The following is a 16,586-nucleotide window of genomic DNA, read 5'->3' as shown; positions in this document are numbered from 1 at the left end:
GTAATATATATATATTTATTTTTATGGGAGATAAAGAGATAAACTTTCAACAAAGTTATCGTGTTCAGCGTACTGCTCAGGAAATACATAAAAAAATTTCTATTATCTTGCAGCATAGGATCGATGATATTCGCATAGGTATGCCTACTATTTCAGGAGTTCAAGTATCTAACGATTTAAAAAATGCTAATATTTTTGTGACTTTTATTGATAAAGAAGGTCCGGAGGAAATAGATACTGCTGTTATGATATTACAACGTGCTTCACGGTTTATTCGTTTTTTATTAGCTAATACTATGCGCTTACGTGTAGCGCCTATATTGTTATTTAAGTATGATTCTTCACTAATCGAAGGATCAAAAGTATATAGTTTAATTTCTGTTACAAAAAGATTATGATATAAAAATCAAAATTAATGCATTAAGGTTTCTAGTGAAGCGATATAACAATATAGGAAATAGAGATGTTAATGGCATTTTATTATTGGACAAACCTAAAGGAATATCCTCTGGTTTTTTATTAAATAAGATTAAAAAATTATTTAATGCCAAAAAAATAGGACATACCGGTACTTTGGATCCGTTAGCAACAGGAATGCTGCCTGTTTGTTTTGGTAAAGCAACTAAGTTTGCTAAATACTTGTTACATTCTGATAAACGATATAAAGTCAGCGCTCAGTTGGGGGTAAGTACTGATACTTTTGACTCAGATGGGACAGTTATTAGTGTGTCACCTGTACAGTTAAATGACTATATGTTAGAACAATGTTTGGAATCATTTAGAGGAATAAGAAACCAAATTCCTCCCATGTTTTCATCATTAAAATATCGTGGATTGCCTTTATACAAATACGCTAGAAAAGGAATACATATTCCTAGAAAACCCAGATCGATTCATATATACAATCTGAATCTTATTAAAAAAACAGAAAATATTATTGAATTAGATGTCCATTGTTCTACAGGCACTTATATTCGTAGTATGGTGAATGATATTGGAGAGTATTTAGGTTGCGGAGCGCATGTCATAGAATTACGTCGTTTATCAGTAGGACAGTACATTTCTTCTTCTATGATAAATCTAGCAACTTTGGAATCTATTTTTTGCGATGATTCTTTTGATGATGTACAAGTTTTTTGCAAATTAGATGCATTCTTGACACCAATGAATAAGATTATGCTTGAGTTTGCTAATATATTTCATGAAAAATGCTGACATTATCTATGTATGTTGTTCGTCGCGCCAAAAATATAAAGTGAACACATTTTGATAATTGATGAAATCAAATTACGTGAACGTATGAATTAATTATATGTGTTATCTGTGGTTTTTATAAAGATTAGACAGTGTTTATTGTATGTTTCTAATAGATGCGGATAGTGTGCAAAACAAAGAAACATATTTTCTATTTTCATCTAATTTATTTTTTAATTAAATAGAGGAATGCAATGAAAATCGAATATTGATTTCAATTTTATTTAATTTAATTTTCAAATATAATGTATCTTCAAATTAAATATAGTTTTTAAATAAAAGGTGCTGTTCATGTCTTGGAGTGCTGAAAAAAAAAGAGAAATAATTTCTACATTTGGTCGTAGCGTTAAAGATACTGGTTCTACTCAGGTGCAGGTTGCTCTGTTAACTGAACGTATTGATCATTTGAAACATCATTTTTTAAAACACAAAAAAGATCATCATAGTCGCCGCGGATTACTTAAGATGGTCGCTCATCGGAGAAGATTATTGAAATATTTAAAAGAAAATAATATGTTACATTATACTAATTTAATACGAAATTTAGGATTACGTCACTAATGTAATTTAGTGTGTGAAGAATATAAATGTTTTAAGCGGTATTTTTTTTATTTATTGAGGGGTTTTTGAGAATAAGTTAAAAAATGAAATTTTGTTAATTTTATATTTAAGATCATGATGTTCTTATGATTACTTAGACATATTAAAAATTGTATATTAAATTATAAAAAGGATATTATTTTGTTAGATCCGATTATTCATAAATTTAAATATGGACAGCATACTGTAATTTTAGACATTGGAACAATAGCTCGTCAAGCGAATGCTGCAGTCATGGTGAGTATGGGTGATACTACAGTACTAGTTACGGTAGTTAGTTCTAATCAAGTAAGATTAGAACAAGATTTTTTTCCTCTTGTTGTAAATTACCAAGAACGCACTTATGCTGCTGGAAAATTTCCAGGAGGTTTTTTTCGTCGAGAAGGTCGGCCAAGTGAAAACGAAACGTTAACGTCTCGATTGATTGATCGCCCTATTCGGCCGTTATTCCCTAAGGGATTTATTAATGATGTACAAGTAATTGCTACAGTAGTATCAGTAAATCCACAAGTAAATCCAGATATTGTAGCAATAATAGGAGTATCCGCTGCATTGAGTTTATCTGATATTCCATTTTTTGGGCCAATTGGAGCAGCTAGAGTTGGTTATATTAAAAATCAATATGTATTAAATCCAACAACGACAGAGCTATCTAATAGTAAGTTAGATTTGGTGATTTCAGGGACTGAATCCAATATCTTGATGGTGGAATCAGAATCGTGTTTGCTGAGTGAAAAAGAAATTTTAGATGCTATCATATTTGGACACGAACAACAACAAATAGTAATTCATAATATTAATAAATTAGTTAAAAACGTTGGAAAAACTAAGTATTCTTGGAATGAAAAGGAAGTTAATATATCTTTAAAAACATATTTATCTGAATTGTATGAGTCGCGTTTGCAAGATACATATTGTTTTCTTGATAAGAAAGAGCGTCATGCTCAAGTTGATAGTATTAAGAAAGATATAGTAAGAACCGTGCTGAATAGCCACCAGCATGCTGCCGTAGACGAAAAAGAAATAATGTGTCTTTTAAATTACTTAGAAGCGCAATCAATTCGTTATCGTATTTTAACGAACAAATTACGTGTTGATGGACGTTCAAAAGATACAATTCGGAAAATAGATATAAAAACAGGCATATTACCGCGTACTCATGGATCAGCATTATTTACTAGAGGTGATACTCAAGCTTTGGTTGCTGTTACGCTTGGCACGGAACGCGATGCACAGAATATTGATGGATTAACTGGTACTCGTGTTGATAGATTTTTATTACATTATAATTTTCCGCCATATTGTGTGGGTGAAACAGGTGTCATAGGAGCTCCAAAAAGGAGAGAAATAGGACATGGCCGCTTAGCAAAAAGGGGTATGTTAGCGGTTATGCCCAACGCTAATGAGTTTCCGTATACAATACGGGTAGTATCAGAAATTACTGAATCTAATGGATCGTCCTCTATGGCGTCTATTTGTGGTACATCTTTAGCGTTAATGGATGCTGGAGTGCCGATTAAAGCAGCAGTTGCCGGTGTTGCTATGGGGCTGATTAAGGAGGGAAGCGATTTCGTGGTATTATCTGATATTGTTAGCGATGAAGATCATATTGGGGATATGGATTTTAAAGTATCTGGTAGTCGTCAAGGTATAACGGCGTTGCAAATGGATATTAAAACGGCTGGGATTACTCATGACATAATAAATATTGCGTTAAAAAAAGCAAAAAACGCTCGACTGCAAATATTAGATATTATGGAACAAATTATTGAGTCTCCTAAGAAAGAAATTTCTAAATTTGCCCCCAGGATATATAGCATTAAAGTGAATCCAGATAAAATTAAAGATGTTATAGGAAAGGGAGGATCAGTTATTCGCTCATTGACTGAAGAAACTAATACTATTATTGATATTGAAGATGATGGTGTCATAAAAATAGTTGCTTTAGATTATGATAAAGCAAAACAAGCTATTCGTAGAATTAACGATATCACTGCAAACGTTGAAATAGGAGCCATTTATACTGGAAAAGTTAGTCACATTGTGGAATTTGGAGCATTCGTTTCTATCTTGTCTGGAAAAGAGGGATTAGTTCATATTTCCCAGATTTCTGAAAGAAGGATAAATAAAGTAACTGATTATTTGAAATTAGGACAAGAAGTATTAGTAAAGGTATTAGAAATAGATCGTCAAGGACGAATTCGTTTGAGTATGAAAGGAGTACATCAAGTAAGCACATAGTATTTTACTATGATAAAATTTTATATGTTTATGTATACAAGATAATTGTAGTTGCGTGGCTGCTTGTATAGAAAATATCGGTAACGAACCGTGTAGCTAGGTTGGGACTTGAAATTCATAACAATCTAAGTACATTAGTTTGTTATGACATTAAGGCATATATAAGGTAATAATATAATAAGAGTTCATATTGTAACCTAAAAATCAAGCGAATCAAATCATTTGATGTTTAATAAAATAAATTATAATACAAGATAAATATGGGTACTAAGGAAATAATCGATTTAATTAATGATACACTATTGCAAACTTTATACAAAGTAATATATGGTTAATATTTCATAGCATTTCACGAATTAATATTTTTCTTCTTTATGAAATGGAATTTATACTCGTATTCATGCAGTTATAATCAATATTGTTAATTTTATTTTAATTATAGTTATTATTGCAAGCGCAGGATATGTATGACGAGAACGTTGTTATTGAAACAACTTTAATCCGTCTATGCGTGTATTTTTATGTATTTTTTTTAAAAGGGTTTTGATATGTATTTTATACAGTTAATTGTTTATTAAAATGAGGTAATCCCAGATGTCGAAAACCGCAGACTCTTTTATAGATTTAGGGTTAAATCGTTGTATTGTCAATGTTTTACATGATGTTGGGTATGAAAAACCTTTACCTATTCAAATTCAATGCATTCCATATTTATTAGCTGGATATGATGTGTTAGGAATGGCGCATACAGGTAGCGGAAAAACTGCGGCATTTGTTTTACCATTATTGCATAATGTTGATATTAACAATTCTTGTTCTCAAGGTTTAATTGTAACGCCTACTCGAGAGTTAGCGATACAAATTGGGAGAGTGTGTTCTAATTTTGCAAAATATATGAAAAAAATAAATGTTGTTACTTTATATGGAGGGCAAAGTTATGGCATTCAATTAAATGCTTTAAGTAAAAGACCTCATATTATAGTAAGTACTCCAGGTAGATTAATAGATCATTTAAACCGTGGCACTGCCAATTTATCTCAATTAAAAACTTTAGTGATAGATGAAGCTGATGAAATGTTACGTATGGGATTTATTGAAGATGTAGAGCGTATCATTAAAAATATTCCAGTTAAACGTCAAACAGCATTATTTTCTGCTACTTTACCTATGGGTATTCGGCGTATAAGTTATCGATTTATGAATAATCCAAAAGAAGTATTTATTCATTCTAATACTAGCATGTGTGCTAATATTAGACAAAGTTATTGGTTAGTGCATACAGGAATCGCTAAACATGACGCTTTAATGCGTTTTTTAGAAACAGAAGATTTTGATGCAGCTATTGTTTTTGTTCGTACTAAATATGCAACGTTGGAGATTTCCGAAATATTAGAGAGATTTGGTTATAATAGCGCGGCTTTGAATGGAGATATGAATCAAACAGCACGACACCAGACATTAGATCGATTACGGCATGGAAGATTAGATATTCTTATAGCTACTGATGTTGCTGCGCGTGGATTAGATGTTCATCGTATTAGTTTAGTAATAAATTATGATATACCAATAAATTCTGACGCCTATATACATCGTATAGGTAGAACTGGTAGAGCAGGACGCATGGGAAAATCTTTATTATTTGTAGAGCATAAAGAATATCGTTTGTTGCGCCATATTGAACGTAAAATAAACTTAAAAATTGCAGAGGTTCAGTATCCTACCTCTAAAACTTTATTTGATTGTCGGTTATCGAGATTTACAAATAAGGTAGAATATCAATTAAGTATCGATAATGATGATTTGGATGTGTATCGATCTCTATTGCCCCAAATAAAACCGAGGCGAGACTTGACAATGGAAAATTTAGCAGCGGTTTTGCTGAAAATAGCGCAAGGAAATCGGCCATTGGTATTACCTCCAGATCCGATTATTAAAAATCGATCAGTTTCTAAAATGCGTATAAATAGCAATCGTCAAAATTATTTTTGTATCGATAATAGAGTTATTAAAACTAGGTTGCAATCTAAAATTTCTGATAATATGGATGCTTATCACATATCAGTAGGGCGTAATGATGGAGTTAAAATACGTCATATTATTAGAGTACTTTCGAATAAAATTGATAATATTCGGTATCACGAAATAGGTAATATTAAATTATTTTCTTTTCATGCTATTATTGAGTTAGACAAAGGGTTATCTAGCAACAAAATACTAACGCAGTTGTCTCATGCCCGTATTTTAAATAAACCAATAAATATAAAGTTTTTAGGTAGTATATCTTCATGTAACGATGTACATTAACAATAAAATGTTTAATCGGAATATATATGAATCAGCTAAAACAATACCATGCTTAAATTAATTATTTTTAGTACATGTATTAAATGTATAAATATTATTGTCAGAATAAATTATTTATATTAGTCGTGCTAAATGATGATATGTTAAATATGAATGACTATGCTTGCTAATAATAGAAATAAACCACATACGTTTGTTTTTCAGGAATTAGGTATTACGCTGTGGAAGTTACGATATCCTGTAGTTTTAGATAATATAAATCCGATTAAGTTATGGCCATGTCTTCGTTTGTTATTAATATCATCGGATTTTCCGATATTATTAGATGATCCTTTTGTTAAAGATGTTATACGTGCCATGCGGATTAATCCTAGAGAAGTATACGCGTTGACTATTGACCAAATTAAAATTTTAATTATTCCATCAGAATTTTCTTGTTATTGTTGGTGGATTGGCACTAAAGTAATATCAAATAATTTGAATAGTATATGTCTAACTACTCCATCATTGCCAATATTAAAATGTGATATTCACGCAAAGCGTGATTTATGGCGACAAATTAGTGATATTAGATTGAATGCTTAAATTATTTAATTAATATTTTATCAGTAATAAAAATATATTAAAATAGTATGGCGATATTATCTTTATTTCTAATTTTTTAAAAATTGCGCATATACAATTGAGATCACGGTATACTAAGAATTTGATGTAATGTAAGTAAAATTTACTAGATGAATAGCATTTATATCCTGATTCTATTAAATTATATTAATTTTCAAATTAACAATAATTATCAATTGGTAGAGTATTTATAGTATGAGTGCAATTTATATGCGGGTTTTTACTAAAAACGTTTGAAATTATTTCCAATTAAAAAATTAATATTAAATGTGATTCAACAAACCAACATGATGTCTAAGCATGAATTATAAAATTTATTATTTTAATTAATCTATTTAGTTCTACTTTAATTTTTGATTTTTATCAATATTTGATATTTTTATATCAAGGAACGTAATAATATATTTTTATAGAATATCAATATCTCATTGAGAATGAGTAATTTTATTTTTTATTACTATTTTCATTAAAATAAACTAGTGTATTTTATGTGTAAATATAAGAATATTTAAGTATACAAATACATTAATATTATTGAAACCGGTCTATTATGAATAGCTGATCTATTTTTAATGAATGCATCTGCATTGTATATACTTTATAAAAAATATTTACGTATATGAAGGTAAATATACATTTTGATAATTTTTATCAAAACAGATATTACTACATTAATAAAACTTTAATATATTTAAATAAATAATTGATTATTTTTAAAAAAGTTTTTATTGTAGATAGTACTACATTAATTAATATAATGATATAATTGGATATAATGTGTGTTTGTTCTAGTTTCTAATTACTTATTATAATTATTTATCTAATAAAACATAGTAGTAATACGGATAAACATTATGTGATCTTTGCTGTCTATTTTTATTAATAAAAATTTAGGATATTAGAGTCATAGTTAGGAGATAAGACATGCGAGTATTGAAATTTGGTGGCACTGCGCTTTCTAATGCAAATCAGTTTATTCATGTCGCCAATATTCTTGAAAAAAACGCTCAAGAAGAACAAATAGCAGCGGTGTTATCGGCGCCTGCAATGGTTACTAATTATCTAGTATCAGTCATTGATCGTACATTAAATGGCAGTTCTGTGTTAGAACATATTTACAATATAGAAACTATTTTTAATACTTTGTTGGAAGATATAGCGCAGATTCAACCAGGATTTAATCATATAACTTTGCGTCTTATATTAGAGCAAGAGTTTATTCATTTAAAAAATTTACTACATGGAATTTCGTTGTTAAAATTTTGCCCAGATAATATAAATGCTAATATTATTTGTTTGGGGGAAAAGTTGTCCATTATTTTAATGGAAGGGCTGTTAAATGCGAGGCATCTCCAAATAATTGTTATTAATCCAGTGGACAATCTTATAGCACAAGGAAGGGAATATCTGACCTCTATGGTAAATATTGAAGAATCTGCACGGCGTATTAAAAATATACCTATTTCTCATTTAGATATTATGTTAATGGCTGGATTTACCGCAGGAAATGAGCAGGGTGAATTAGTTGCTTTAGGTCGCAATGGTTCTGATTATTCAGCTGCGATTTTAGCGGCTTGTTTAGATGCTAGTCGTTGTGAAATTTGGACAGATGTAGACGGTATTTATACCTGTGATCCGCATCAAGTACCTAATGCAAAATTATTAAATTCATTATCTTATCAAGAGGCTATGGAGCTTTCTTATTTTGGGGCTAAAATTTTACATCCACGCACTATTGTGCCGATTGCTCAATTTCATATACCTTGTTTAATAAAAAATGTTTTCAAACCTCATGCTCCTGGAACATTAATTGGCCCAATTAATAATGATACAACTAATATAGTTAAAGGAATTACATATTTAAATGATATGGTAATGTTAAATATTTCTGGGCCAGGAATGAAAGGCATGATTGGCATGGCCGCTCGTGTATTTTCTGCAATGTCTAAGGCCATATGTTCAGTAGTGTTAATTACGCAATCATCTTCTGAGTATAGTATAAGTTTTTGCGTGCCTTATCAAGAATTATCAAAATCTTGCACTGCATTAAATGAAGAATTTAATTTAGAATTAAAAAATGGACTTTTGGAGCCAATAGATGTGATACGAGATCTCGCAATCATTTCAGTTGTGGGAGATGGTATGCGTACTCAACTTGGTTTGTCTAACAAATTGTTCGAGGCATTAGCTCGCGCTAATATTAATATTATTGCAATTGCTCAAGGATCTTCAGAACGTTCTATTTCGGTGGTGGTAAAAAACAATGTTACTGCTATTGGAATTAGAGTAGCTCATCAAATGTTATTTAGTACTGATCAACTAATAGAAGTATTTATTATTGGATCTGGAGGAGTTGGTACTGCTTTAATAGAACAAATTCGACGTCAGAGACTTTGGTTAAAAAATAAACATATTGACTTACGAGTATGTGGTATTCTTAATTCTCGAATGATGTGTATTGATATAAATGGGATTGATTTAAATAACTGGGAATCATCTCTAAAGAAAACTCATGAATCTTGTAATTTAAAAAAATTGATAGAAACTATAAAAGAAAATCATTTGTTAAATCCAGTTATTGCTGATTGCACTAGTAGTATTGACGTAGTTGATTATTATGTGGATTTTTTGTTAAATGGTTGTCATGTGATCACACCAAATAAAAAAGCTAATACCGGATCTATGGAGCAGTATAGAAAACTTAGGGATATTGTGATAAAATCACGAAGGAAATTTTTATATGATACCAATGTCGGAGCTGGATTACCAGTTATAGAAAATTTGCAAAATTTGTTAAATGCTGGAGATGAATTAATCAGTTTTTCAGGTATTTTGTCTGGGTCTTTATCGTTTATTTTTGGCAAATTAGATGAAGGATTATCATTATCTGCTGCAACTTTATTAGCCCAGAAGAAAGGTTATACTGAACCGGATCCCAGAGATGATCTTTCTGGTATAGACGTAGCTAGAAAATTATTAATTTTAGCACGAGAAGTGGGGTATGAATTAGAATTAAATGATATTCAGGTCGATCCAGTAATACCACATAATTTTATAAGTAAAAGTGATACAGATAGTTTTTTTGAAAAATTGTCTTTACTAGATGATATTATTTCTGATAAGGCTCAGAGGGCCTATAAGTTAGGACATGTATTGCGTTATGTTGGGAATATACAGGCAGGACAGTGTCGCGTGCAAATTGAATCTATAAACAATAATCATCCATTATTTAAAGTAAAAGATGGAGAAAATGCTCTTGCATTTTTTACTCGGTATTATCAACCGTTACCATTGGTATTACGTGGTTATGGCGCAGGCAATGATGTTACAGCAGCAGGGGTATTTGCAGATTTATTACGCACTTTATCATGATAAAAGTAAGGATGGGTGTTGATATGGTCAGAGTTTATGCGCCAGCGTCTATTGGTAATATTGGAGTGGGGTTTGATACGTTAGGCATGGCAATTGCTCCAATAAATGGTAGCTTACTTGGAGATTGCATTAGCATTGAAAATGCTAATGCATTTAGTTTAAAAAGTACAGGATTTTTTCATAGTCAATTGCCAGTACAATTAGAAGAAAATATCGTATTCCAATGTTGGAGGAAATTTTGTGAAATTTTAGGAAAAACATATTTTTTAAGTATTAAATTGGAAAAAAATATTCCTGTTTCTTCTGGTTTGGGTTCTAGCGCTTGTTCCATAGTAGCTGTGTTGGTAGCAATGAATTATCATTGTGGATGCCCACTTAATACAGATCAGTTGCTCATGCTAATGGGGGAAATGGAAGGTAAAATTTCTGGTTCAATTCATTTTGATAATGTGTCTCCTTGTTTTTTAGGAGGTATGCGTTTAATTTTGCAGAATTGTGATACCGTTAATCAAGTAATTCCTAGCTTTGATGATTGGTTGTGGATTGTAGCATATCCAGGTATTAAAATATCTACAGCAGCATCTCGATCAGTATTACCAAATAAATATGATCGTGAAGATTGTATCAATCATAGTCAATACTTATCCGGATTTATACATGCTTGCCATACTAAGCAAGAATATTTAGCAATTAGATGTATGAAGGACATCATTGCGGAACCTTATCGATCGCGATTGTTTCCAATTGAGTTATCTTGTATACGTTATAATATTATGAAAAGAGGTGCTATATCTTGTGGTATTTCAGGATCTGGCCCAACAGTTTTTGTATTATGTAATAATCACTACGTAATCGAAGATATTTCTGATTGGTTATCGCGTTTTTATTTACAAAATAATTCAGGTTTTGTTCGAATTTGTTCTTTAGATAAACTTGGAGCACGTATTATGGTGAATAATGAATGAAACTATATAATGTTCAACAACATAGTGAACAAGTCACGTTTACTCAAGCTCTCTTGCAGGGATTAGGAAAAAATCAGGGGTTATTTTTCCCAGAAGATCTTCCAAAATTCTCTATATTTGAAATAAATTCTCTTTTAGAAATGAGTTTTATAGAACGCAGTACGCATATTTTATCTAAATATATTGGCCCTGAATTATCAAAAAGTAGTATATTAACTTGTGTTAAAAATGCTTTTAATTTTCCAGTCCCATTAGTGTATATAAATAATAATATTGCAGTTTTAGAACTTTTTCACGGCCCAACTTTGGCTTTTAAAGATTTTGGAAGCCGATTAATGGCGCAAATGTTAAATCAGACTAATCATCACTTTGATAAACCGATGGTTATTTTAACTGCTACTTCTGGAGATACAGGCGCTGCAGTAGCCCATGCTTTTTTGAATTTAAGTAATATACATGTTATAATTCTTTATCCTAGAGGTAAGATTAGTGTATTACAAGAAAAATTATTTTGCACTTTAGGAGGTAATGTTTCTACAATATCAGTAAACGGAGATTTTGATTCATGCCAACGTTTAGTTAAGCAAGCTTTTGATGATAGCGTACTGCGAAAGACATTAGATTTAAATTCTGCTAATTCCATTAATATTGGTCGATTATTGGCTCAAATTTGTTACTATTTTGAAGGGGTATCACAATTACCACATCAAATGCGCAATAAATTAGTTATTGCGGTTCCTAGTGGTAATTTTGGAAATTTAACAGCAGGATTATTAGCTCAATCTTCTGGATTACCAGTTAAGAAATTTATTGCTGCTACTAATATTAATGATACTGTACCTAGATTTTTAGAGTATGGTTATTGGGAACCTCGTCCTACCGTTTCAACGTTTTCTAATGCTATGGATGTAAGTTCTCCAAATAATTGGTCGAGAATAGAAGAATTGTTTCGTCGAGAAAATAAATCCATTAAAGAATTGGAATATGGGTGTGTTAATGATCTTCTCACCGAGAAGACAGTCCAAGAAATTGCAGATTTAGGATATCTTTCTGAACCTCATACCGCTGTAGCGTATCGATTACTATGTGATAAATTACATTCTGATGAATTTGGTATATGTCTTGGTACTGCTCACCCTGTTAAATTTAAAGAGTTAGTAGAAAATTTTTTGAAAAAAAAGATACAAGTAATATTACCAGTTGTATTAAAAGAACGTATGAAATTACCTATTTTATCGTATGAAATATCTAAATGTTTTTCTTCGTTACGTAACCTAATTTTAAAAATAATATCTTAAAATATTATGTGTATACTACAAACATATATGTATTATACTAAAATTCAGTGTTTTTTATATTTTTGCGTTCATTAATGAATTTAATAATATTATAAATAATTATTCAGAATATATGTCAATATAGTTATACATCTGTATCAATATTCATATTGATACAGATGTATAACAAGATGGTGTTTCGCGAAGAGTAGCGATGAATAAAATCAAATATTATATGAATAATCCGTTTGTTGTATATGGGTATTTTATAATTTTATTAGTGATGTTTACAAAATAATTAATTATCTTAAATTCATATAATGTTTTTTTGAAAAGTTTTGAAAACAAATTTGTTTTAAGGTTGAAAAGTACAGTTTCGACCGCATATCAGGTGCATGGTGTGGTTAAATTGACTTTTCAGTGGAGATGTATAGATGGGAAAAATTATTGGCATAGACTTGGGGACAACCAATTCTTGTGTTGCAATTATTGAAGGAAATAAACCTCGTGTATTAGAAAATAGTGAAGGTGATCGCACAACTCCTTCTATTATTGCTTATACACAAGATGGAGAGATTTTGGTTGGTCAACCAGCCAAACGACAGTCTGTTACTAATCCTAAAAATACTTTGTTTGCTATTAAACGATTGATTGGTCGTCGGTTCCAAGATACAGAAGTACAGCGTGATGTGAAAATCATGCCGTATAAAATAATTTCTGCTAATAACGGGGATGCTTGGTTAGATGTTAAAGGTCAAAAGATGGCGCCTCCTCAGGTTTCCGCTGAAATTTTAAAAAAGATGAAAAAGACCGCAGAAGATTATCTTGGAGAACAAATTTCTGAAGCAGTTATTACGGTTCCGGCGTATTTTAATGATGCTCAACGTCAAGCTACTAAAGATTCTGGACGTATTGCTGGTTTAGAGGTTAAAAGAATTATAAATGAACCGACTGCTGCAGCATTAGCTTATGGTTTAGATAAAGAAACTAGGGGTAATCGTACAATTGCAGTATATGATTTAGGAGGGGGAACTTTTGATATTTCAATAATTGAAATTGATGATGTTGATGGAGAAAAAACTTTTGAAGTACTATCTACTAATGGAGATACTCATCTAGGTGGGGAAGATTTTGATAGCCTTTTAATAAATTATTTAGCAGATGAATTTAAAAAAGATCAACGTATTAATTTGTATAATGATCCGTTAGCAATGCAACGACTGAAAGAAGCAGCAGAGAAAGCAAAAATAGAATTATCTACTTCGCATCAAACTGATGTGAATTTACCATATATTACAGCAGATAATACTGGACCGAAGCATATGAATATTAGAGTAACTCGTGCTAAATTAGAGTCCTTAGTAGAAGATTTAGTTAATCGTACTATGGAGCCGCTGAAGGTAGCACTCAAAGATGCTAATTTGTCTGTGTCCAATATAAATGATGTTATCTTAGTAGGCGGACAGACTCGTATGCCTCTTGTTCAAAAAAAAGTATCTGCATTTTTTCAAAAAGAGCCACGCAGAGATGTTAATCCTGACGAAGCTGTTGCTATCGGAGCGGCAGTGCAAGGAGGGGTATTGTCTGGAGATGTAAAAGATGTGTTGTTGTTGGATGTGACTCCATTATCTTTAGGGATTGAGACGATGGGGGGTGTTATGACTTCGTTAATCGCTAAAAATACTACTATTCCTACCAAACATAGTCAAATTTTTTCTACCGCTGAAGATAATCAATCTGCCGTCACTATTCATGTCTTACAAGGAGAAAGAAAGAGAGCAAGTGATAATAAATCATTGGGCCAATTTAATTTAGATGGAATAGCAGCGGCAATGCGTGGTATACCCCAGATTGAAGTGACTTTTGATATTGATGCTGATGGTATTTTACATGTATCGGCTAAAGATAAAAATAGTGGGCGTGAACAAAAAATTACTATTAAAGCTTCTTCTGGTTTAAATGAAGAAGAAATTAATAAAATGGTTCAAGAAGCAGAGGCTAATGCTGAATCAGATCGTAAATTTGAAGAGTTGGTGCAAATTCGAAATCAAGCTGATCATTTATTGCATAGTACCAAAAAACAATTAACGGAAGTTGGTGATAATCTATCACTAGATGATAAGTCTTCTATAGAAGACGCATTAAAAGAATTAGAATCAGTTATAAAAAACGAAGATAAAAATGAAATTGAATCCAAAATTCAATCTTTAATTAAAGTTTCTGGAAAATTATTAGAAGCCAGTCAAAAACATCAAGAGCAATCTAAATCTCAGTCTTCTAATAGCACTTCCGATCCAAATGGAGAAGTGGTAGACGCAGAATTTGAAGAAATAAAGAATAAAAAATAATATTTTTAAAAAATAAATTTATAGCAGGAGAAGAGTAATTATTAAAATTATAAATAAAAAGCATGTTGAATCTATAAATGTATTACTAAATGAATAGGTATACAAAGGGACATAAAGGAAACCATGGCTAAATCAGACTATTATGAGATTTTGGGCATTTCCAAGAATGCGGATGAGCGTGAAATCAAAAAGTCCTATAAACGCCTGGCAATGAAATTTCATCCAGATCGTAATCCAGGAAATACTACAGCTGAAACAAAATTTAAAGAAATTAAAGAAGCATATGAAGTATTAAGTAATTCAGAAAAGCGCGCAGCTTATGATCAGTATGGTCATGCAGCGTTTGAATCAGGAAGTATGGGGTCAACAGCAAATTCAGGAGGAGCGGATTTTAGCGATATTTTTGGTGATGTGTTTGGGGATATATTTGGAGGAAATAGAAGGAATCGCTCAGGTAGAGGATCAGACTTACGTTATAATATAGAGTTAAGTTTAGAGGATGCAGTTCGTGGAATTATTAAAGAAATATGCATACCAACTTTATCAACATGTGAGAAATGTCGTGGAAGCGGCGCGAGATCAAATTCGGATATAATTACTTGTATGACATGTCATGGTCAAGGACAAGTTCAAATACGACAAGGTTTTTTTTCTGTACAGCAATCTTGCCCCGCATGCCATGGACATGGGAAAATTATTAAAGAAGTTTGTAATCGATGCCGCGGAAATGGACGAGTAGAACGATCTAAGACTCTTTCTGTTAAAATTCCAGCCGGTGTAAACACGGGGGACCGTATACGTTTATCAGGTGAAGGTGAATCTGGAAAAAATGGAGCACCTTCAGGAGATTTGTATGTTCAAGTGCAAATTAGAAAACATCCAATTTTTGATAGAGAAGAAAAAAATCTTTATTGTGAAGTACCAATTAGTTTTTCTATGGCAGCCTTGGGAGGAGAAATTGAGGTCCCAACTTTAGATGGGAGGGTAAAATTAAAAATTCCTCCTGAAACGCAAACTGGAAAATTATTTCGTATGAGAGGAAAAGGAGTAAAATCAGTTCGAAGCGGTGGTAATGGCGATTTGTTATGTAGAGTGGTGGTAGAAACTCCTGTGAAATTAAATGATATACAAAAACGATTACTTCAAGATTTGTCAGATAGTCTTGAGGGACCTCATGGAAACCGAAACAGCCCGCGATCTAAAAGTTTTTTTGATGGCGTAAAAAAATTCTTCGATGATCTCACTCGTTGATTGCTTACTGTGATGTTGTCAAAACTATATAATTTTAAATGTTTTTGTTATATTTCTCTTTTACTTAAGTTAAAGACCCATATATCTGATACGGGCATATGCCCTAGATTTACATCTAGCGGCTTTATTCTTATGAATTAAACCTTTACAAGCCTGACGATCTATTATTTTTTGCATAAAAACGAATGCAGTTATTGCGGCTGTCTTATCTTTAGATTCAATTGCCGTGTATACTTTTTTTATAAAGGTACGCAACATAGATCTCCGGCTTGCATTATACTTGCGTTGCTGCTTTGATTTCATAAGAGATTTTTGAGCTGATTTAGTGTTGGCCAATATAAGATATCCCT

The 16,586-nt window shown here is 31.5% G+C and carries 12 protein-coding genes; 11 read left to right on the top strand and 1 reads right to left on the bottom strand.

The features are described from left to right. Positions 1 to 23 precede the first annotated feature (23 nt). The 11 genes from rbfA to dnaJ all read left to right on the top strand — a co-directional run bounded on the left by rbfA (position 24) and on the right by dnaJ (position 16,236). On the top strand, positions 24 to 398 hold the full coding sequence (gene rbfA / locus M9407_RS02160; RefSeq protein ID WP_250236859.1) for a 30S ribosome-binding factor RbfA: 375 nt from the start codon (positions 24 to 26) through the stop codon (positions 396 to 398). 34 nt (positions 399 to 432) lie between these two features. Then, positions 433 to 1,215: a tRNA pseudouridine(55) synthase TruB gene (gene truB / locus M9407_RS02155; protein ID WP_250236858.1), complete on the top strand. Its 783-nt coding sequence runs from the start codon at positions 433 to 435 to the stop codon at positions 1,213 to 1,215. 330 nt (positions 1,216 to 1,545) lie between these two features. Beyond that, a complete protein-coding gene (gene rpsO / locus M9407_RS02150) occupies positions 1,546 to 1,815 on the top strand; it encodes a 30S ribosomal protein S15 (protein WP_250231529.1) in 270 nt (89 codons plus the stop codon). 180 nt (positions 1,816 to 1,995) lie between these two features. Then, positions 1,996 to 4,095, top strand: a complete 2,100-nt coding sequence (gene pnp, locus M9407_RS02145) for a polyribonucleotide nucleotidyltransferase (RefSeq protein ID WP_250236857.1) — start codon at positions 1,996 to 1,998, stop codon at positions 4,093 to 4,095. Between the two features lie 594 nt (positions 4,096 to 4,689). Further along, positions 4,690 to 6,399, top strand: a complete 1,710-nt coding sequence (locus M9407_RS02140; RefSeq protein WP_250236856.1) for a DEAD/DEAH box helicase — start codon at positions 4,690 to 4,692, stop codon at positions 6,397 to 6,399. 159 nt (positions 6,400 to 6,558) lie between these two features. Next, positions 6,559 to 6,984 carry a DNA polymerase III subunit psi gene (locus tag M9407_RS02135; protein WP_250236855.1) on the top strand — a complete coding sequence of 142 codons (426 nt, stop codon included), beginning with the start codon at positions 6,559 to 6,561 and terminating at the stop codon, positions 6,982 to 6,984. Positions 6,985 to 7,947: 963 nt separating this feature from the next. After that, entirely contained in the window at positions 7,948 to 10,395 is a 2,448-nt protein-coding gene (gene thrA / locus M9407_RS02130; protein WP_250236854.1) for a bifunctional aspartate kinase/homoserine dehydrogenase I, read from the top strand. 23 nt (positions 10,396 to 10,418) lie between these two features. Further along, positions 10,419 to 11,360: a homoserine kinase gene (gene thrB, locus M9407_RS02125; RefSeq protein ID WP_250237413.1), complete on the top strand. Its 942-nt coding sequence runs from the start codon at positions 10,419 to 10,421 to the stop codon at positions 11,358 to 11,360. Further along, positions 11,357 to 12,658: a threonine synthase gene (gene thrC, locus M9407_RS02120; protein ID WP_250236853.1), complete on the top strand. Its 1,302-nt coding sequence runs from the start codon at positions 11,357 to 11,359 to the stop codon at positions 12,656 to 12,658. Before thrB ends, thrC begins: the two co-directional genes overlap by 4 nt. A gap of 413 nt (positions 12,659 to 13,071) precedes the next feature. Then, positions 13,072 to 14,985 carry a molecular chaperone DnaK gene (gene dnaK, locus M9407_RS02115; protein WP_250231521.1) on the top strand — a complete coding sequence of 638 codons (1,914 nt, stop codon included), beginning with the start codon at positions 13,072 to 13,074 and terminating at the stop codon, positions 14,983 to 14,985. 123 nt (positions 14,986 to 15,108) lie between these two features. Then, a complete protein-coding gene (gene dnaJ / locus M9407_RS02110) occupies positions 15,109 to 16,236 on the top strand; it encodes a molecular chaperone DnaJ (RefSeq protein WP_250236852.1) in 1,128 nt (375 codons plus the stop codon). Positions 16,237 to 16,305: 69 nt separating this feature from the next. Here the strand turns inward: dnaJ and rpsT are convergent, their stop codons facing one another. Beyond that, complete coding sequence (rpsT, locus tag M9407_RS02105; RefSeq protein WP_250236851.1) at positions 16,306 to 16,572, bottom strand: 30S ribosomal protein S20; 267 nt, start codon at positions 16,570 to 16,572, stop codon at positions 16,306 to 16,308. Between the last annotated feature and the right edge of the window lie 14 nt (positions 16,573 to 16,586).

Origin of the sequence: Blochmannia endosymbiont of Camponotus sp. (assembly GCF_023586365.1) — a bacterium.
Taxonomy (GTDB): Bacteria; Pseudomonadota; Gammaproteobacteria; order Enterobacterales; family Enterobacteriaceae; genus Blochmanniella.
Note: the sequence above shows the minus strand (reverse complement) of the source record. Positions and strands in the feature narration are given on the sequence as shown.